This window comes from Parabacteroides sp. D25, from assembly GCF_000307475.1.
Classification (GTDB): Bacteria; Bacteroidota; Bacteroidia; order Bacteroidales; family Tannerellaceae; genus Parabacteroides; species Parabacteroides distasonis.
The window spans coordinates 131413-153190 of sequence record NZ_JH976500.1 but is presented as its reverse complement, the minus strand read 5'-3'; the positions used below and the strand labels follow the sequence as shown (position 1 = coordinate 153190).

14 protein-coding genes are annotated in these 21778 nt (G+C 41.9%); 4 read left to right on the top strand and 10 right to left on the bottom strand.

From position 1 onward, the window contains the following. Positions 1-699: 699 nt before the first annotated feature. The 8 genes from HMPREF0999_RS00555 to HMPREF0999_RS00520 all read right to left on the bottom strand — a co-directional run bounded on the left by HMPREF0999_RS00555 (position 700) and on the right by HMPREF0999_RS00520 (position 14521). A complete protein-coding gene (locus HMPREF0999_RS00555; RefSeq protein ID WP_009274875.1) occupies positions 700-3408 on the bottom strand; it encodes an AAA domain-containing protein in 2709 nt (902 codons plus the stop codon). A 56-nt stretch (positions 3409-3464) separates the two neighbouring features. Beyond that, positions 3465-4169, bottom strand: coding sequence for a hypothetical protein (locus HMPREF0999_RS00550; RefSeq protein WP_010184998.1), 705 nt, complete (start codon positions 4167-4169; stop codon positions 3465-3467). Further along, a complete protein-coding gene (locus HMPREF0999_RS00545; protein WP_009274873.1) occupies positions 4166-5083 on the bottom strand; it encodes a toll/interleukin-1 receptor domain-containing protein in 918 nt (305 codons plus the stop codon). The genes HMPREF0999_RS00550 and HMPREF0999_RS00545 overlap by 4 nt, the downstream gene beginning before the upstream one ends. A gap of 67 nt (positions 5084-5150) precedes the next feature. Beyond that, positions 5151-6065, bottom strand: coding sequence for a hypothetical protein (locus tag HMPREF0999_RS00540; protein ID WP_009274872.1), 915 nt, complete (start codon positions 6063-6065; stop codon positions 5151-5153). Positions 6066-6069: 4 nt separating this feature from the next. Further along, positions 6070-9471: an Eco57I restriction-modification methylase domain-containing protein gene (locus tag HMPREF0999_RS00535; RefSeq protein ID WP_009274871.1), complete on the bottom strand. Its 3402-nt coding sequence runs from the start codon at positions 9469-9471 to the stop codon at positions 6070-6072. A gap of 13 nt (positions 9472-9484) precedes the next feature. Then, positions 9485-12733: an SNF2-related protein gene (locus HMPREF0999_RS00530; protein WP_009274870.1), complete on the bottom strand. Its 3249-nt coding sequence runs from the start codon at positions 12731-12733 to the stop codon at positions 9485-9487. Between the two features lie 17 nt (positions 12734-12750). Further along, a complete protein-coding gene (locus HMPREF0999_RS00525; protein ID WP_009274869.1) occupies positions 12751-14295 on the bottom strand; it encodes an RNA-binding domain-containing protein in 1545 nt (514 codons plus the stop codon). Between the two features lies 1 nt (position 14296). Beyond that, positions 14297-14521 carry a helix-turn-helix transcriptional regulator gene (locus tag HMPREF0999_RS00520; protein ID WP_009274868.1) on the bottom strand — a complete coding sequence of 75 codons (225 nt, stop codon included), beginning with the start codon at positions 14519-14521 and terminating at the stop codon, positions 14297-14299. Between the two features lie 688 nt (positions 14522-15209). On the opposite strand from HMPREF0999_RS00520, the gene HMPREF0999_RS00515 reads away from it, so the two are divergent. Continuing rightward, a complete protein-coding gene (locus HMPREF0999_RS00515) occupies positions 15210-15788 on the top strand; it encodes a metallophosphoesterase (RefSeq protein ID WP_009274867.1) in 579 nt (192 codons plus the stop codon). 1 nt (position 15789) lies between these two features. Beyond that, positions 15790-16557, top strand: a complete 768-nt coding sequence (locus tag HMPREF0999_RS00510) for a metallophosphoesterase (protein WP_010185003.1) — start codon at positions 15790-15792, stop codon at positions 16555-16557. 867 nt (positions 16558-17424) lie between these two features. Here the strand turns inward: HMPREF0999_RS00510 and HMPREF0999_RS00505 are convergent. After that, positions 17425-17817: a Fur family transcriptional regulator gene (locus tag HMPREF0999_RS00505; protein WP_009274865.1), complete on the bottom strand. Its 393-nt coding sequence runs from the start codon at positions 17815-17817 to the stop codon at positions 17425-17427. A gap of 110 nt (positions 17818-17927) precedes the next feature. Beyond that, positions 17928-18212 carry a hypothetical protein gene (locus HMPREF0999_RS22825; RefSeq protein ID WP_154395895.1) on the bottom strand — a complete coding sequence of 95 codons (285 nt, stop codon included), beginning with the start codon at positions 18210-18212 and terminating at the stop codon, positions 17928-17930. Positions 18213-18440: 228 nt separating this feature from the next. Between HMPREF0999_RS22825 and HMPREF0999_RS00495 the strand changes: the two genes are divergently transcribed. Further along, positions 18441-20582, top strand: a complete 2142-nt coding sequence (locus HMPREF0999_RS00495; RefSeq protein ID WP_009274863.1) for a TonB-dependent receptor — start codon at positions 18441-18443, stop codon at positions 20580-20582. 76 nt (positions 20583-20658) lie between these two features. Further along, complete coding sequence (locus HMPREF0999_RS00490; protein WP_008779566.1) at positions 20659-21774, top strand: DUF4625 domain-containing protein; 1116 nt, start codon at positions 20659-20661, stop codon at positions 21772-21774. Positions 21775-21778 lie beyond the last annotated feature (4 nt).

Genomic DNA, 21778 nt, shown 5'->3' with positions numbered 1-21778 from the left:
TAGTAACCTAATACCCCACTCGCCTTTCGGCGGCGGGATGAGTGCCACTTAAAACAGCAAGCTGAGCACGGGAAAATGTCTGTCGGGATTGGACAGGATACGGAAGATTATATCTCTCATGTAGCCGACTATGACACCTGCATTTTACGCATAATTCCGCAAAAGAACAGGTCTGGACTTTAATCCAGTTATTATTTCGAGGGACTTCTGCTTTAGGAGCAAAAGTGCATCAAAGATACACTAGTGTCATCTAAACGAAAAATCGTCGCCAAAACATACAAAATTATTCGGCAGAACATTATACATTCCCAAGCCGTGTCTGTTAGATATGATTCTGATTTTGTCTCCCCTTTTTTCGAACATAGTTCACCTGGCTATAGTCAAACTCGCTACGGAACCAAACTGTGAATGTCCAATGCGCATACCACATCTACTTCTACTAAGATTGGCTCATGTTATGACAGACTTCTATCATGGGTTTTGGTAAACAAGGTTTCTGCGACTGGATAATCCCTGCAATAAATGCATTTTGAGAACCCGGCAAACACTGAAGCGACATCTGGCAGAGTTAGTTAATGCATCTGCACAATATGTTCAAATCAACATTGTTTGAAATTCATCCCAGTACTTTGCTAAAACTGGCAGCAGCGTATTAGGAACAGATGAAAAGTCTGATTAAATCTGGACAATTTTATATTTTTAAGACTTTGCCTGAAGTATTTTCATTACCGTTTTCTCATTCACCGTATCCGCTGTAGAAATACGATGCGGACACAATCCAAACTTCGTAAGTATTCGGTCTTTGAGGGCATCACGCGATTGCTGGGATTCGCTTTCTTTATGGAAATGCCAACCGTCAACTTCTATTGCTTGAAGCGGACGCTTGGTGAGAGAGTTGTAAATCAAGAAGTCTACGTGTGAGAAAGGACTTTCGGCAAAAGTTTTTTCCTGTTCATCCAACACGCCCCAGTCTGCAATTAATCTTGACAGGGGATAGTGGCACAAAACTTCTGTGTTTGCCAATTCCAAATGAGCTATACCTTTGAGCAACATATTATACACAAGATGTTCAGACAGGTATCCGGATGCAACCGGATGAGCCTGCTCGTATGCCAAACGTTCTGCCGTATATTGCTTGTACAACAAATCAAAAACAGAATGGAGCTTGCTCTCCTTCACTTCAAAATTGTTGTACTGGATGTAGGCAATGAGTTGGGCTATGTTTGTGTCCTGCGGCATATCGTTGCCATTGGTCACTATGCACAAATGGGTTTTGGCTCGTGAGATGGCCACATTGAGCAGGTTGGGGTCATCGGAGAACTCTGTCGGAGCGTTATCAACCATGCTCATGATGATTGTGTCACACTCACGTCCCTGATACTTATGCACCGTGCTGGCAATGTCTGACCCAATGACTTTATTGATTTCCTCTGCTTGTGAGCGATAAGGAGTGATGATGCCCACAGTGCCCATATCCGCATATTCTGGCATCACTTCTTGGGTTATCACGTCAATCTCACGCTGGTTGAAATGCCCACGGGCATGATTCCCTTTGATTGTCCGCACCACCTGTAACACCTTGTCCTCGCCTTTGTCTGTCGTCATGGACACCAGTTCACCGTCATAGAATTTTTGATTGCAGAACTCGATTATTTTCGGATGGCAACGATAATGCTCACGGAGCAGCGTAACCGGCGCGTCCTTGAACACCTCCACACAAGATTGCAAGAAACTGTGTGTGGCGGCATTGTACTTGTCATCCACGTTGTATGTAGACAGGATAGCGTCCAATGCCTGAGCTTCTTCCCTGCTGACCACGTTAGGAAGCTGTTTGTCATCACCCACGATTACGGCATTCATGGCACAAGACAACGCCAACGCACCTGTCTTTATGTCCACCTGTGATGCCTCGTCCATAATCACATAGTCAAAAACCATATCCTTGCTGATGCAACTTTTGGCGGAATAGGTAGTGCTGAGCACGACCGGATATTCTTTCAAAAACTCCTCGGTTTTCGGCTTAATGTCTTTGGTGGTGAATCGTATCCTCTCTGAGGCTCGATAGCGTTTTGCCATCTTACTTTTCAACACCAAGAGAGATGCGGAACGCAATTCTGCCGTACACCGTTTGATGTCGATGGATTGCAGCGTTGTGACAATAGCATCCAACTCTTGCTCTATTTCAGTCTTACGGGAAAAATAATAGGCAGATTCCAAACCCGTAACCACATCCGACGGCTTGCCTCCGAGAAACGAGAATATCCTCATACCCAATAAAAAAGTCCACTTCAGCCGAAACCAGATGTCAGCTTTGGGGCTGTTCTCTATCTTCAGTTGATAAAGATTGAGCAGTTTCATCAGTTTGGAAGAACGTTTGTCGTTCAGCCACTCATTGTCGGAAGATTCCAGTTGAAGCATGTCATTATACTTCGTTTCTTTCAGCAATGCGTCGTATTCTGCCTTCAACTGGGCTTGGCGTGTCTGGGCATCAAATCCTTGGGTCACGGTATGAAGCGAGTTTTGTGCTTGTTGTCTAGCAGGCTCTTCTTTTATCGCCCAACCGCTCATATCCGGATAATCGGGTTGATTGGCGATGAAAGCCTCTTTGTTCTGCACACTGCCCAGTTTCGCCACGATAAAGTCAAGACTTTCCTCTGCAAGTTTTTCCGCCACATTCTCAACGGCTGAATTATTGTTCGACACCACCAACACAGTTTTGTCTGCCAGCAACAGATTGGCAATGATGTTCAGAATGGTCTGTGTCTTGCCTGTACCCGGAGGACCTTGGATGATGCTTGTCTGATGCATCAATGCAGCTTCCACGGCAGCCTTTTGGCTTGCATTGCAACCGAAAGGAAAAAATACCTGTTTAGGCTCACGATAGACTGCCAACTTCGTCTTGTCGCCAAGATATTGTGCCAAAGGCACGTTGCCGCGCTTCAAGTCCACCAAGTCATACTGTTTGGACAAAATATTCTCGTCATCTTCGGTGGTCAGACCCGTTTCTGCGGCCAATTTCCGCAGATAATCCCAGGTGGAACCTCCATTTTTATCAAGTGGTGTACGGGTTACATACACATCATTTTCGTCAAAGTTTTCAGAATAACCGTTGGCATAAGTCACTCGGTAAAAAGTATGCCGGCCATCGGTGAAGCGAAGCAACTCGCTTACATCTGTTATATGCTTATTCCTGACATACAGTCCCTTTTCACCCATATCTATCGCTTCCGGATGCGTGAGATAAAGCAGTCTGGAGTGATTATAATTAAACACACGGGGCGAGGACAAGAACCGCACCATCCAAAGGCCGTTTTTGTTCTCGCTTATCGAAGCGACTTGTTCGGTGATGAACATTCGCTTGTCATCGCGTCGCTCCAAATCTACAATCATACACTGCTTTGCGTCCATACTATCACGGATTTATTTGTTGCCAACTGCGCCAAAATCGGCCAGCATACCTGAACCTAATCCTTTAATATGACCTTTATACCAAGATGCAAGACCTCGGAAACTTTTTCTATGAAAGCCTTTTTCATTGGATTGTTGCTGTGAGTTATTAGCAGCCATCCTCCACCCAAATCCCGCTGGCTTCGGCCATATTTGGCATCCCTTCGATTTGAAATCACTGGAACTTTACAAAACTTCAAGTTATACTCTTCTACCACTTGGCGCACTTTTGCAACCCCGATTTTCTGCACGACCGCAACCAGCGTTTCTGCGGCAGTCTTTTCAGAGATGACAGTTCCATCCGGAAATTCCACAGACAGATCTCTTGCCGGACCTCGCTCTATCTTTCCCTCTGAACTTGAGAGGTGATTCCGATGAGTTACCTCCGGATCAAGCACCATTTCCTTGGCATCGGTTAATTCCGCTGCAAAATTACGCTTACGGCTCAAATGAACGCTCAATGGTTGTCCGGGCACATAATCCACTACCAACACCAACTCCCGCTTTACGGGCTGCAATGCTGGCTCAATGGTCTTGCTCAACACCGGAAGAATTTCTTTCTTGATGATGTTTTCTTCCAATTCATTGGCCTTCTTTTCAAGGTTCTCATCTACTGGAAGCCCTTCTTTGCGAAGGGTTTCCATGGCTTCGTATAGTTTGCTTAATCTGGACATATTTAAATTATTAACATAGTGTATAATCTTTATGAGTACTAATCTCATTCACTCTCTATTTCCTTATATATTTTGTATTCAAATTCTAACAAATGGTTTATGTCTTCATCTCTTCTCACCACTCTTGTAACTCTAAGTGCAGCAAATTTATGATTGCGATTCTCCAACAGCACAATTTCCCCAACGTTAACAGACTTAGCCCGTGAACTAAAATCAAAATTAATAAACTCGTTAGGAGACGGAAATTCAGTATAATTAGGATTATATCCCAATCTATATATGTAATCTCTATAACAATGAATAGAATTATGCCCACATTCACTCCAATGAGTAACAAATATATAATCACCTTCCCCTATAGTATATGAACCACTATTCCTCTTATAGTCAAAGGATGCTTTCCCTTCAAAAACAGGGTTTTGGAATTCTATTTGTTCTATACTAAGTTTTGTTGTAATCTGGTCTGATATTATTGATGAAATAAACGGATTACTCCCAAGTGGCGGCTTTTTCTTTATATCCTCATCATAAATACGTTCTAGAAGTTCTTGATAGTTATCATAATACTGACCATTATCAAAATCTACATACTTTAATCCTGAAAGAAATGTTGGAAGTTTACGTACTTGGAAATTTCTTTTGATTACTGGAATAATAAATCGTTTATCATCATTATCCATCATTTCTGCTGCTAAGATTCGTTTTTCATATCCGGCCCCTCCTATTCCGCCATTAGCTTTCTCTATATATTTGTCACTACACACGCACAATACAAAATGAGATGTTGTAAGCCCTTGCTCCATAAAGAATGACAAATCGTTACCTAACCTAGCATCCCATTGATCCAGTATTGCATCAATTCCATGATGTCGTAAATCAGATGCGAGTTTTAACACCCAATTTTTATGTTCTTCATTATCCCAGGCATAGGATATAAATGCTTTCTTAATCTCTGATTCCATGTTTAGTAATTATTCGATTATAATTGATATCATCCAAGATTGCTAATCTCAAAATTTTAAGACATAACTATTTTATTAAATTACTTATATCATAATCAAACTCTTGTAATTTCAGCGCACTATCAATGACGAAATCAATACAAAATCGACAATCACTCGCTCGCAAATTGAATCTGCTTTCATAGTAGTCTTTTGGCATTGAACGATATTCACGACCACCATTGCCCCAATAAACATTTGTTTCTGGAGTAATGTATTCAAAAAAGGCATATTTTCGGTAATCAATACCAAGAGCAGTAATTTTCAATATCTCACGTATCCGATTAGTTGTTTCCGTAACATCACGAAACCATCGTTCGCCAAATTTTTCATCATGTCCAATAAGTTTTTGATACTCGCTACCTATTTTTCTGCCTACATCAGTTATGCTATTTATATGATACTTTCCTCTTTTACTATCTTCATAAGATGATAACAATTCCATAAATGCTATTTTAGCATTCACCATACAATTGTAGAGATCATTTTTTACAAGATATTCTTCTGCCGCATCAATGTATGTTTTTACTTCGTTATATGAAATTAAAGATGATACAGATACTGATGAAAAATCCAGCCCAAATTGTATTTTCGTATTCTGACTTAAAAAATCAGCCATAGTTATACGACTTATTTCAACATCACTCTTAGAAGGGAATAATCCTTTATGTTTTATGTTAACACGCCTTTCCTTAAGAATGCGCATTGATTCCTTAAGTGTTAATTCTGGAATTTTGTTCCAGTAATCCATAAATACATTTTCTCCTTTCATTCCTTTATTTTCCGCAACCAAAAGAAGAAACATCTCCGCACAATCATGAAATGACAGAATCGAAAAGCCTGCAACCATATCAACTTGCATTGACTGTTGCGCGCCGAGATTGTACAAGTACTTAATAATTGCCAATCTCCTGATAATTATTTCTTTATCAAGATTACTCATATATTTATGATTCGTATTGTTCCCGTGTTATAGATGTTTGAGGATCGACTATTAACACTTCATCGTAAGTAAGATTATAAAGATGATAAATTAACAAGTCAATTTGTTGTTCTAATGCAGTTATGTCTGTGTCCACTGCTAAACGTTTAGCATTGAATATAGAACTGACTAAATTATCTATTTCCAAAAAATTTATATTCACTGGTACACACATACATGAGAGATAAGGTGCTGTAAATGGCAAATAATTACCAGACATTCTCAATCCCTCGAAATAGCACTCATATATATAATTAAATAATTTACTATGTATCCATCCCATTAACTTTAAAGGACTAACTTTTATGCTATGCAGACAATTGGTATTGATTGATGCATATTCACCTTTCTCGTCAAAAAAGCCTTCAAGACGGAGTGACATTTTTGCAATTATAATTTTGGGACTATTATAAAGATTATATCGATTTATCCCTAATATTTTTGCATTATTGGGTAGCATTGGGTATAAATACTGTTCTCCTTTGTCAGTCAAAGTGCGAGCTCCCCAAAAGTTACAATACGGATCTATCGTTCCTGTATTGATAAGTTTGAGTCCTATTTTTTCATCATTATATAATGAATTGTGAAACTCGTCTGCTTCAGAAGCAGTAGATGTTGCATTGATCTTACAAACATCTAAAATTGATTTACTTTTAAGAAGAATTTTTTTGGTTAATTTATACTTGGTGCTAAGTATGAACCCCCAATTGTTTTCTGGTAATTCAGATAGTTGCGAAGAATTGAATTTATGCTCAATTTTATATTTGTCAATAGCTATAAACTCATAAGTTTTAGTATCAGAAGATTTGCGAATAATACTAACAACTGGATATGTATCAGCATCAAAAACACTATCCCTTGAAACGTCTAACACAGTTGTTATTTTTGCATTAGTCATCAAGTAAGCACGTAACGTTTTGCCGTAATTGGCTGAAAGATATTTGTTAGGAGTTATAAAAGATAATGTACCACCATCACATAATAAGTTTAGGCCTTTTTCAAAGAAATAAACATACATATCTACCGTACCTTTTGAAGTTTGGAAAAGACTTTTTAAGTACTTGTAATTTGTATTACCGAGCGATTTTTTCAAATCTATAGCACTTATATACGGCGGATTACCAATCACAATATCGAATCCTTCTTTTACGTTAAACATCCATTCAGGATCGAAATATGGTGAAGAGGCATTTTGGTTGAACATGTCCCAAGCAGCCAATTGCTGAGCTTCAGCATTACCCACAGCACCACAATCTTCCAACATATTAGCTATTTTCAGACGCAAATCGTTTACAATCTGCCGATATTTACGCTTGGTGCGTACAGTCTTTGCCCCGAAGATTTTGTGCTTGGCAATCTTCAATTCACTTTCTTTTGCCTTTATCTCCGCACTATCAAACAAAGATGCATCTTTCTTATCCAATCCTATCAACGTATTGGCTGCCACAAATTTCGCTTCAAGGTTCGGGAGCGGACGAATGCCAAAGTTTTCAACAGGATTATCATTGGATTTCTGGTCAACGACCAATGAAATAAAGAAGCGCAACTTACTAATCTGAATGGCGATAGGCTGTATATCGACACCGTAAATGCAATTTTCAATCAAATAGAGTTTACGGGCATAATCTGGGCGGTTGACACTTTCATCAAAACTACGCTCGATGTCCGCAATGATTTCCCGGCGTTCATCAGAAGATGCCGTGCGATAGGCATCCGATGTTTCATCAATAGCCTTATTGAGCATCATCTCCTTCCATTGCGTATTATCGGGGTCAATACGGCTAAGAATATGCACCATCTGTTGCAGCATACCCATAGGGAAAGCTCCAGAACCACAGGCCGGGTCAAGAACTTTGCAGTTATAGAGCGATTGCATGATTTGTTTTCGCTGCTCTTCGGTAAAGTTAACAACCTCGTCTGTATATTGCATCAATTGACGGTATTGAGTTTCAAGGTCATCACCCACGGTGCGTTTGAGGTGAGCAACCAGACTTTCGTCCACCATATATTGCACAATCTCCCGAGGGGTATAGAACGAGCCGGTCTGTTTTCTGGCTGTAGTCTGCGTCTCTGGATTGTAGGATGCAAGCAGGTTTTCGAACACTTTGCCCAACAATTCCGGGTCAAGTGATACCTCCTTGTCGAATGGTGTATTTTCCTCTACGGTAAAATTGTAACGTTTCAGTATATCAATTATTCCTCGGGCTGAAACTTTCTTCTTTTTCTTGTCTCCGTACCATTCCGACAGGTCTATATTCTTGCCGACCTCCTCGCCAAAGAAAAGATAATCAGGAACTATCAACGCTTTCTTCACTGCTTCTCGGTCACTAAAGCCATCATAATACAAATCCTTGTCTTTCTCATCCAAACAATCGAACAGTCCTCCGTTCAAGAACGGAACCGTCTTGTTCGCTAAATCGACAAACAACTGCGGGTTCTTAAAATAGTACTCATAGCGCATCAGCTTGTTGTTATCATAATCCCCACGGCCTTTTCTGAAATGCCTCTCTGAAAGCTCTTTACTTCCTTCCGGCGTAATAGGACTATTGAGCATGGCAAAGAAGAGATTCTGTAAGATGGCTTTGTAATACTTGCTTTCATCGGATTTATAAAACAAATCAACTTTTGCATGCGGATTAAAGCTCGCTATCAGATTGTCTGCAATATATTTTTCGTCAAAAAACTCGTCAGGCACAAGGTGGCGTTGCTTCAGGAACCAAACAAAAATCAAGCGGGTAATCAGGCGGATGGCACTCTCATTGTTAAACTTATCATCATCCGTCTTGTCGTTAAGGTCATTGGGGAAACGTATGATTTTAATGGCCCAAGCATACCAATCGCTCAACTCCTGATAGAATTCCTTTGTAAGCACCTCGACAGAGAAACGACTGCGCAAATCTTCTGCATTGACAACACGGCCTTTTTCATTCAGGTACTTGTTGGGGGTGTAATAGGCAATGCCTTTCCCGAGGAAATAACTATACCGGCGTGGGTTGCTATAATTCCGTGTGATACGAGCCGAGTCATCTTTCACTTCGAGCGTAATCTCAATAAGCGAAAAGCGATAGTTATCGTTATTATCTTCAGGAACAAAGATTACCAAGGCCCTGTCTTCCATTTCGTCGGCCAACATGCGGAACGCTTCTTTTGAAAGCGAAATACGGGCATCATTCTTTGAATTGTGTTTTACCTCGTACACCACCAGGTCAAGAGTATCTGACGAACCCAATTTTATAGCTTGGGTAGTATATTTCATTTTGGTTCTAAACTCCACGGGGGTTGTAGATGACATAAAATCCTCAGGTAAAAAACTGTTTTGTAGAAAGTTGACAAACTCCTGTCGATTATATATTCTGTTAAATTCCATTTTGAGTCTTTTTTTATTGTAATTCTTCACTTAAAATCAATGTCTCTTCACCTTCATCCACCTTGTTTTGGCTATTAATCATACGTGCCAAGTATTCAGAGGAGATTCTCAACGGCAATTTTGCGGCATCTTTGGGAACTAATTGATTGATAAATCTTATCTCATATCCCGACAATGCATCAGCCTTAATGACCTGAACCAAATCAGACAAATAATCCTTAGGCAGTAACTGATTTTTCATCAAGACTTTTACTTTGGCCAAGGCATTTATCAACTCTTTCTCATTTCGCTCTGTTACATCGCTGCTGAATAAAGAGGCTTTCACCTTTTGATACACAGCATCGAAATCACGAGTGAAATCAACAGGTTGTTCACTTTTATCTGCATCAAAAAGCGAAATCGCCTCTTCGGCTGGAATCATTACCGGACTATTTATCGTATCTCCTATCTTAAATACAAAATCGTCTCCTTTACGCCCGAACATCAATACTCCTTTTCTTGGCTTCTTCATATTACGTGCAGTCCTTGCACGATGTGGAAGCTCCATAGCCTGGTCATACGCATCGGTACCTTTCAGGCTGTTTAGCAATTTACGATAAGGAGTATCCCACGATGCTTCCTCACTACGGGCGAATTCCTTACGGTAACGTTCCTTAAAATAGGCTTGCAAATCTTCTTCCTTGGTAAGAGCCTTTGTATCCTCTCCCATAATGGCGTGAATCATGGCCATCTTAAGCGTAGAAATTTCCTTTGTCCTGGTCTCGGCTTCACCTACGTCTGTCGGAAAATAATTATAAATGTATAGTTTATCAAACACCTTTTTGTTGATACGATTAATACGACCTATACGCTGAATGACACGAGTCGGGTTATAAGGTATATCGTAATTGAAAATCGCTCCGGCACGATGCAAGTTATATCCCTCGGATATGGCATCTGTCGCCACCAATATGTGATAATCGTTCCGTTGCAAGATGGGTTTTAGTCCCGCATCGAAATTGGCGCGAATACAGTCTTTATTGGCCGAAGTGGCATCCGCCGAAGTATATTTCATCACAGGAAGTCCGGCATTCGCAAGAGCTTCGCCCAGGTAATTCACCGTATCAGCAAATTCTGAGAATACAACCAACTTTCTGTTCGGCTCATTCTTCATCTGTTTGCGAACAATGTCAATAAACGAATCCAGCTTAGGGTCAGATTTCACCATATTGTCTTTGCCAAACCACTGCACACGCAAATTCTTCAACAACTGGATATCAGCCTCAACATCGGTCACGAAATCATCCTTCACATATTTCATGTCTATCTCAAAGAATCCTCGATCTTCATATTTCTCGAAAAGTTCCTCAATCTCTTCCGTTCCATCCCCTCCCGACTCATAAAAAGCCTCGACATCCGGCAGATTTCCTTTCTTAAATACCGGAATCTTATGGCGCTTCTCTATCCAACGAAGCAAATGCTCTGAGGATTGGATCATATATCCCAATGATGCCTGAAATGCCGCAACCGAACTCTCAAAACGAGCGACCAATAAATGGCGCATGAAGCTCGATATGTTTGTCTGTCGGCCAAGCAGAAGATTGAACTTGACACCGGTCTTATCTTCAAGTTCCTTTGCCAATTTGTCTTTCAGTTCTTCGCGTATATAAAGGACAGGTGAATAGCGGGCTGCCTTAAAACGATAAACCGAGTCACTGCCTCCTTCTGATTTACTAATTCTGTCAAGAGTAGAAAGGTACAACTCTTTCAGCCCACTCAAATCATATTCCAATTCTTCTGGATCATCCGGTAATACCAGCTGAATATTCTGTTGCTTTAAATTATTGGCATATTCCGGTATATCCTGCAAATCCAACCGCGAACGACGTATGACCAAAGGACTTATAATTGAGCGGATTTTTTTTGCTATGTCATCAACCTCTGCCTTAATCTCATCATCGGTTATCTTTTCAGCCTTTTGTTTCTCACGCAAAGTCTTATACCTGCTCATTAAATCCTTAAATGATGCCCCTAGATTTTCAACGGTTTTAAGCGTAGAACAAGACGGTATCTGGAACAACTTGATCATCGCATAAATGTCCGCCGGTTGATTGTTAAAAGGGGTAGCCGTAAGCAATAACACTTTATTTCCTGAACAAAGATTATGTAACAAGGCATAATCCTGTGTATATTCGTTGCGGAAACGATGAGCCTCGTCTATAATTATCAGGAACTGTTCCCCCTCTTTGGACAACTCTTGATAATATAAAACTGCATCCTCAATTTTCCCCGCACTGAAAACGGTAGCGGTAAATCCGAATTCATCACGATAACCTTCCCACTGCTTATACAAATGCGGAGGACACACAATTATAGTCCGTAATCTCAAATTACGTGCAATGGTAGAAGCTATCACACTTTTGCCTAATCCGACGACATCGGCTATGATAGCTCCATTGTGATTATTCAACGCATTCAGAGCCATTTGTACGGCATCAGTCTGATACCTTAAATTTGAATACTTCCCTTCGGTTATATCATACGGAGTCAATATATTATTGGATGTAGGGATATTGAAGTATTCTTTAAGGACTCTGATATACATTAGATAAGGTGAGTAAATTTTATCGTACCAGATACGAGTCATCACTTTATTATTCCAATCATCCAGAATGTCCTTGCTCACAATCACTACAGAAGTCTCCCACAGCTCATCGAAGAGTCTTTTACCCTCGTCATAATCTTGTTTGTCATTGAAGCGGGCATTCAACTCCAGGCGTCCTTTCAACCCTTGATAGGACAGATTACTTGATCCTGTAATTAAGACACCTGGTAACTCTCCACCCTCATTCACTAAATCGTTATAGGCGAACAAATACATCTTAGAGTGACAAGGTTCAAGTGTTTTACGTATTTCAAGTGTGCCATCCAGAACTTTCCCATAAAACATTTTGAATTGTTCTTGTTTTTCAGCCGTATCCAAAAAATCAGACTCATTAATCAATTTTACAAGCTGTTCATAATATTCTTCTTTTACAGCACCCCGCGAGATTAATCTTTTTCGAATAGCCTCAACCTCACAAATATGACCGGATATTTGTAAATCGACATCCAATCCTACCAATATCCTTATTTGTTTGTTCTTCAGATTATCCGATAACTGTACATAACCGGAAAAATAGAAATAGCCAACCAATATGTCAACCGCATTTGTCTTAGGCAATATGCCATTGATGATGTCTGATAAGAATTTTTCTTTATTTGTAATAAAACTGCTGCTCATAATGTCATGATATAAGGTTATTTCAACGCATCCAAATATGCCAGACCTTTTTCAGTCAATACATACCCCCCTGTCTTTAGCGAGCCTTGGTACTCTATTAAACGCAAAGGATCAGAAGACAGTTGTTTTATGATACGCTCTAATGTTGCCTTTGAAATATCCATCAGTTCCAATAATGCTTTTCTCTTTATATACGGAGACTTGGAGATTTCCAATAAAACAGACAAAGCATTTTTATTTATAGCCTCATTTATAGCCTCATTTATAGCCTCATTTAATGGCTCGCGCGCATTTTCAAACCCCTCCCTGCAAGGAATCTCAATCAAAAAATAGGTTCTGTCCTCATCCGTTTCAATCCTAGCAGGCTCTGAACCGTTCCTTCGTAACTCATCCTGTATCGTAGGAATACCCGTTGCACGACCTTCTGACAACTGAAGTTCTTTCAGGTAGTCACCCAAACGACGATTGCGGTAGCGGCGTGACTTCAGATGTTCGGCTTTATGAATGGCATCCAGACTGATTGAACGGTCCGGTCCTGCATAACTGAGGATGGAAATCTTTTTCGGTTCGATGGTTATCTCTACCGGTTCTTGCTCCTGATAATCTCTATGATAAAGTGCATTAACAACCGCTTCCTCAATGGCCTGATAAGGGTAGTTGAAGAATGTGATTGATTCCGCCTTGTCTTTAGGTTTGATAATTCGCTTTTTGATTACATTCGTCCGGATATAGTCCAAAGTCTGTTTGATCATTTCCGGAACAGGCCCTACTATCTTGGGAACTTCTATCATGTTGTTTGGATTCTCAATGCACCCTTCCGGGAATATGACAATGTCCACCTGTGTTGTAGGAAAGAATTTCGCCGGATTCTTGCTGAACATCATCGCCGCCACATTTTTAAGTGTTTGATGCTCGGTCGGCCCAGTCAACAAGTCCATCTGACCCAATATTTCTACAAATGGTTTGCTTTCAAAGTCATTTGCCAAACGACTGCCTACTGTCTGAAGATAATCCAATACCAACGCCGGAGAGATATCCGAAATCTCAATCCGCTCATTTCCTCTTTCATCAAAAGGCGTTCTATTAGCCATCTCCCTGAGTTCGTCAAGCACCTCGCCTTTTGCCTCAATGGTACTTGTTCCGCTGCGGATATACCATTTGCTTGGAGATTGTTTTGCCGTAACTCGCTCTCTTACATTATACGGGCGGTTAACCCCGGCAGGAGCCCATATCACAAGAACACTCTTCCCATCAACTTCTTGCACATCAATACGAGGCATATAGTAAGGTTCTATCTTGTTATTGTACCCAACCATGTCCTTCTGTATATCGTTCAATGCCTCAATAGGCACACCTGTAACCGGTCTTTTGGCAATTCCTGTCCGTTCCTCTTCCTCTATCCCCACCACGATATATCCACCGCCAATGTTGTCAAAATCATTGGCAAAAGCACAGATTGTCCGATAGATTTTATCAGGATTCCATCCTTTCTTAAACTCAATGCGGTTGGATTCTATCTTGCGCTTGTTAAGCAAGTCTTCTATGTTAATTGGTATTGCCATGCTATTGGAGATAGGTTGAATTATTTTTCTTTTCTACATAAAGCAACTCCCTCACATCCACATTCAGGACTTCAGCGATGCGAAACAATGTTTCGAGATCTGGCTGCGATGTGTTTGTACACCAACGAGACACAGAACAAGTATTTTTACCAATCTGCTCGGACAGCCATTTTGCCGTCCTGTTTTGTTCAACAAGTACTACCTTTATTCTATTTAGTTGCTTCATACAGAAAAGACTTATAGTTTGATGCAAATGTACAAAATTTGATTGCAAAAACACATATAAATGCAGGAGTTTTTTCCGAAGTATTTTGATTTATAACACAACAGCTAAATTTTGAAGATTAAAGTATGTTGAATATGTTTTTCTACGCAAAATATTGCTTTTTATATGACCGTGATTTTTAGCGAAAGCTCGTTAGGATAACAAAGAGGATTACACTTTCCACCAAATCTTTTTCGCCATTTTGTCAATATCCACCGAATTTTCCACTCGCAGACTGATATTTGAGTGATGTTTCATGAAAAGCGATATGAGAATAGAATTTATTTGCTAATTTTGCATCGGTTTAGAGACAATACAAACACGAACAATGCGTAGATACAGAATGGACATATTATCGATAGCAACAGCAATTCAGAGCAATAAACGCACTGAATTTGTGTCGTGTGTCCATGTTTCACGCATTGAACCTCGTATTACAAATACTTTCCAACGAACATAACAAGTACAATATTGTACTTTGAATGAGAATATAAGCCGAATAGTTGGAGAGTCTTTATAAACTTTCCAACTATTTTGTTTTATGCCCATTTGTGACAGTCGCCTTTGTGATACTCTTCTGTCATTTCCGTCTGATGGGCTATTGGCAACCAAATTATTAACATGCAGTGATGCACATAAATTGAGAGAAATGAATTTTAAATTTGATGGCAACAAGGTGTTCTTTACATCTGACACCCATTTTTATCATGGGAATATCATCCGTTTCTGCAACAGACCATTCAAGGATGTAGATATGATGAATGAAACCATTATATCCAACTGGAATAATACAGTCGGACAAGATGATATTGTTTTTCACTTGGGAGATTTTTGTCTTGGAGGTTCTGCAGAGTGGACAAAAATGCTTGACCGATTGAATGGCAGGATATATCTGATTATGGGCAACCACGATTTGAAGAATATACGCCAAGGTTACATTGACAAGTTTGAGCATGTTGCAATGCAGACGCATATAGAGGTAGGCAAACAGAAGATTTATTTGAACCATTACCCTTTTCTATGCTTTGATGGTGGATATAAAGATGTGTGGCAACTGTTCGGACATGTTCACACGAGAAAGAACAATACGGGAATTGATGCAGCCCGGCTTCAATACCTCTACCCGACACAGTACGATGTCGGGGTTGACAACAATAACTTTACACCGGTATCATTTGAACAAGTCAAGAGAATAATAACCAAACAAATTGAGAAAGGAGGACAGTAGAATGAAGATACAATATATGAGCGACCTACATTTGGAATTCTGTGATAACAGCAGGTGGATGAAACATAATGAATTGCCGGTAACAGGCGATATTTTGGTACTTGCCGGAGATATATTCTATTTGAAAAACAAGATTGCACCTCTAAGTAATTTCTGGAAATGGGCTTCAGCGAATTATCGTCAGGTGCTCATTGTACCCGGGAACCATGAGTATTACAATTATTGTGATGTAATGGATAATGGATTGCAATGGAATTGGATGTTCAAGAACAATATAGGATATTATCAAAATCAGGTAGTGAGGATTGATGGCACCGACTTTATCATGAGTACTTTATGGTCTCAAATTTCTCCTTCCGACGAATATTTTGTATGGAAGGGTATGAATGATTTCCGGCAGATAATGTATAATGGCAAACTGCTCCAAACAGAGGAGTTTAACCAAATGCATAACTTTTGTTTGGATTTCATAAAGCGAAGTCTGGCAGAAAGCACAGCAGAACACATTGTAGTGGTAACACATCATCTTCCCACATTGGAGGTTGTTGCTCCTCACCATAGAGGTTCTGTGCTGAACAGTGCATTTGCTACTGATTTGAGCAAACTCATAGCAGGCAGTCGTATTGATGCGTGGATTTACGGGCATTCACACACAAATATTGATGCTGAAATTAACGGGACAAAAGTCATTTGCAATCAGATGGGATATGTATTTGACAACGAACATATCAGCAATGGTTTTAATCCGGGCAAGTGCTTAATCTTGTGACAAGCAGATTCATCTAACACGCTCTAAGGCCTCAATGTATCATATAGTTAATAGAAAAGCACCTATTTCAATATTATATGATACGTTGGGGCTTAATATTTTCAGTTAGTCACACGAAAAAAATCTTGCTTGTCAAAGGAAAGTTACCTTTACTTTATCCTTGTACTCATATATACGCCTAATAAAGTAAAGTCAGAACAAAGGGAAGAAAAGAGATGGCTTCGCCAAGCAGACCAACCGATTTACCTAAGTCCACACACGACACAACCTATTTTTCTTTTGGCTGCAAAAATATTCGTGACTGCATCTTGTTTTTAGTTGACTTCAGTTGGTGAAATTACCACTTATTTCGTATCTTCGCACCAGATAGAAAACAGGTGGACTTCGGACGGGGAAACGGCAGTTTTCCCGTTGGTTCCGATTCAAGAGAAAAGAATGGCAAAAAGGGCGGTTTTGGGCCTGAAAAACAAGTGAAAAATGGCTTTTCTACCGTTTAAACGCCAATTCTTTTGTTTTCAAGCAGTTCGATATGCTCAATCGGGAAAATGATATATCGCAATTAATTGTAACGAATTAGAACCAACTATAATGAAGCCGCTGATTTTCAGTGGATTTTTATTTGTCTAAAATCCGGCTATATGCAGTCGGATATAGTTGTCCGCCATATTTTTCTACCGTATTTCTACTGCGAAACTTTTTCGGGATTTGCCCCGATGTTACGATGACGCAGTAGTTGACGTGTGTTGACAATGGTTTACGTGTGTTGACACAAAAGAGGAGAAATAAAGAGATTTGAACTCAAAATATATTAGGAAAATATGGAAGTAAGAAAGCATACAAGGACTGTAAAAAATCGCTATTCTCACATCATTTGCACTTCCCGCATACCCCCTTTATCAGCACCTCGCATTCTTCCTGCTCGAAACCTGCCGGCAAGACGTATTCCTGTAACGGAATCTCCTTGAAGCAAGTCACCGCATGGCACATCTTGCAATAAAAATGGATATGACTATGGCTTTGCGCTGTATTCAATGCGTATTTCACCGTCGTGCTGTCGATGGTAATGCGATGAATCACACCCTTTTCCAACAGTGTTTGTATTGTTCGGTAAAATGTAATCCGGTCATACATATCTCCCATTTCGACCTCGATGTCGCTTTCCGTCAGGGGAATTTGCTTGTCCAACAAGATGTTGATAATTGATATGCGCTGGGCGCTTTTCTTAAGCCCTTTCTCTCTTAATATATCTATTGCACTCATCTGTCCTAATTTGATTGAGATTGCAAAGATACCTAATTATCTGCAAGACAAAAGCACGTGATACCGACAATTAGGTATTTTGATGTGTTTTAAACAGATGAAACAAAGTGTTAATATGAAACATTGTTGCTTTTATGATAAAATGCAGTATATTTACGGCGATTTTCAATAAACAAGTAAAAATGAGAGTAAAGGCAAAAAGCAGAATCGTAGTAGCATGGCTGTTGTTCATGACGCTCATGCCCCTCTTTGTGGTGAAGGCTGTCCATCATCACGGAGAAAGTGAGACTGTTGTTTGCCAATCTTCTGACGGGGAGCACTCCCACAATCCTTGCGACCAATGCCCCGTCTGCCAGTTCGCTCTTTCTCCGTTTGCCCAGGCTGAAGCCTTTCATGCCGAGATAATCGTTTCGGTTTCCGATTACAAATCCGTTTATCGGGTACAGAGCATAAGCTGGCGGCTTATTCGCTCGCATCACCTGTGCGCTCCTCCCGTTTTGTCCGCACTGTTATAATAAGTGATGTGGTAGAAAGTGCCCTTTGCTTATGAATAATCCGCATATGCCCTGTCCGGATGCCGGGTGAGGCATATCCTATTCCCACAAATAATCTGAAAGATATTGATGAAAAAGATCGTTACAATCCTTGTGACATTCTTGTTCGTCGTCCACACTCATGCCCAACGGCAAGACACCGTTCCGGACATGACAAGGGATGGTGCGACATTGAATGAAGTGGTCATCATGGGCAATAACAGCCGCAAAGACATGCTGATGAAATCTTCGCAGAGCCTGGTGCGCATCGACAAATCGGAGATAGTATCCTCGCTCTCGGGTAGCCTGATGCAGAGCCTTAGCTCTATACCGGGAGTAAAAGCGATAAACATCGGCTCCAGCCAGTCCAAACCCGCCATACGTGGATTGGGGTTCAATCGTATGGCGGTGACCGAGAACGGCATCAAGCACGAGGGACAGCAGTGGGGCGAAGAGCACGGGCTGGAGATAGACCAGTTTGCGGTAGACTGTGTGGAGATTATCAAAGGTCCCGCTGCGCTGCTTTATGGTTCGGATGCCATCGGGGGAGTTATCAACCTGTATAGCGATATCCCGCCGGCGAAGCCCTTCGAGGGTAAGACCGAACTGTTTATGCGTAGTGTCAATGAATCGTTAGGGCTTTCGGTCCGGGTGGCGGGAAAGAACAATTGGTTTTATTACAAAGCGAACCTGACGCTGGTGGATTACGCAGACTATAAAGTTCCCACCGACAGCATCCAGTATTATTCCTATTACATCCGGCTGAAAGAACAACGGCTGCGCAACACGGCAGGCAAAGAACGCGACGGAAGCCTCCTGTGCGGTTATGCAGGCGAGCGTTTCTCTACCTCCTTCCGCATCTCCGACACCTATGTGCGAAGCGGATTCTTTGCCAATGCGCACGGGCTGGAAGTACGCCTCTCGGATATAGACTACGACCGCTCCCGGTGCGACATCGACCTGCCCCGTCACGACGTCAACCATCTGAAGGTGACAAACCATTCGGCATGGCGCACCGGAGCGGTCCGCTGGGAAAGCAACCTCTCTTATCAGAACAATCTACGCCGGGAACACTCCGAACCGGTGTCGCACGGCTATATGCCCATGCCTCCCGGCACGCTGGAGCGGAAGTACATCAAGAACACCTATACGGCAAGCCTGGGCATGAAGGCGCTGATAGCTGAACGGCACAGTTTGAACGCAGGGCTGAATGTAGAGCATCAGCATAACCGGCGTAGCGGATGGGGATTCATTATTCCGGACTTTGAAACCACCTCGTGGGGAGGATATGCCTTCGACCGTTACTTTCTGTCCGACGACCTAATTCTGAACGCTGGCATCCGTATCAACAGGGTCGTAACTCGCATCCACAGTTATCACGACTGGTACAAGACGCCGGTTGCCGGAAGCGATTCCGTCTATCGGGAGCGGTCGGAACGGCTTCGGAGGTCTTTCAACAGCTTCACCTGGTCTCTGGGCGTCAACTACTCCGCTGGAGCATGGATATGGAAAGCGAACATCGGGAAAAGCTTCCGCGTGCCCATCCCGAAAGAGCTGGGCGCCGACGGGGTAAATTACCACATCTTCCGTTATGAAAAGGGAGAAGCCGGTTTGTCGCCCGAAGAATCCTACCAGTTCGATGCAGGAATCTACTGGCACAACGAAGCGCTCGATATCCGGCTGGACTCCTACGTGAACTATTTCCCCAACTACATCTACCTGAACCCCACTTCGGCCTACACCGAGGGCTTGCAGACGTATTATTACACGCAAAGCCGGGTGATCCGCTACGGGGTCGAGGCGGACATCCGTTACCGCTTCCTTCGCCGTCTGGAAGCCGTGGTGAAAGGGGAATACCTCTATGCGGAGCAACTCTCCGGCAACAAGAAAGGATACACCCTGCCCTTCTCGCCACCCTGGAGTGCGGATGTGGAGTTGAAGTACACCTTCGGCTCCGGGGAGGACGGTGAGACGGGGTTTATCTCCGCCGCCTACCGCACAGTGGGCAACCAGCATGAGATTGTCCCACCCGAAAAGTCTACTGCCGGATATAGCATACTGAACCTGTCGGCAGGAAAAGTCTTTGCATGGAAAGAGTGCCGCCTGCGGCTGAACTTGCAGGCACTGAACCTGCTGGGCAAGAAATATTACGACCATACCAGTTATTACCGGCAGATAGACGTGCCGGAGCCGGGACGTAATTTCTCTCTGCTGATAGGATTTGATTTTTAAATAATAATTCATTAACAAATAATGGAAAGGCATGCGAGTACATCCAAGTGCCTTCCCTCTAAAAACAAAGAAGATTATGAAAAAGAGTTTATTCATGGCAGCTGTGTTGCTGCTGAGTTTGTGCATGTTTACCTTCTCCGCCTGCGATGACAATGAAGAAGATAAAAACGTAGGAAAACCGGTTGTCGCCTTGAACGAAGTGGGCGAAGAGAACAGTAAGACCGCCATTGCCGGAAGCGACCTTCACCTGGAGGGCGAGATTACAGCCGAGAACAGGATAAAGCGTATCGACATCGAAATCCATCAGGAAGAGGGCGGCGAGTTCCGCATCGAAAAGTCGTTTACCGAAGGAAAGTACATCGGAGTGAAGAACACCACTTTCCACGAGCACATCGACATCCCTGCCGAAGCGCCTGCCGGAGCCTATCATCTGCATTTCACCGTAACCGACCAGCTGGGGCAAACGGAGATGGCGCAATCGGAACTGGCTGTGAAAGCTGCCGCTGCACATATCACGGTAGAAGACTTAAAGTTCGGAGCGTCGCATGATTTCTCGGAGAACAAGATTAGTTATGTAGGCACCAAGCCGATGGTATCCGCCCATATCAAAGCAGAAAACGGAATTGAAAAAATCGCTGTCTTTATCCACAATGAAGAAGGCACTCGGGCCTTTGAACTGGATACCACCTACACCTTCAACGGTGAAAAGGAATGGGGTACGGAAGGCCAGCATAAACACATTGTAATTCCGGATGATGCCCCTGCAGGAGATTACCACATGCACTTCAATGTATACGACAAGAATGGAGAAGTATCGGAAAACCCACTGGAGGGTGTCCAATTCAAGAAAAGCAATGTGGAATTGCAGGGGGTTGAAATAGGAACCGGCCGCTCGGCTACCGCTTCTGACATCCTGACTAAATTCACTGTCAAGGCGCAGGATGATTTGTATTCTATCCGCCTGCGTATTTATAAGGAATCTGCTCCGAGTGAATATTTCTTTAACAGTACGCTCGCCGATGAATTCTCCAAAGGAGGATTGAAAGAATATACATTCAACAAGAAACTGGAAACCAAAGACGATAAAGGCCGGTATGCAACGGCAGGCGAATATATTCTTGAACTCCGTGTGGAATATGCCCAAGGGGCGAACAAGATTTTCAAGGAAGAATTCACCCTTGCAGAAAAGTAGAATC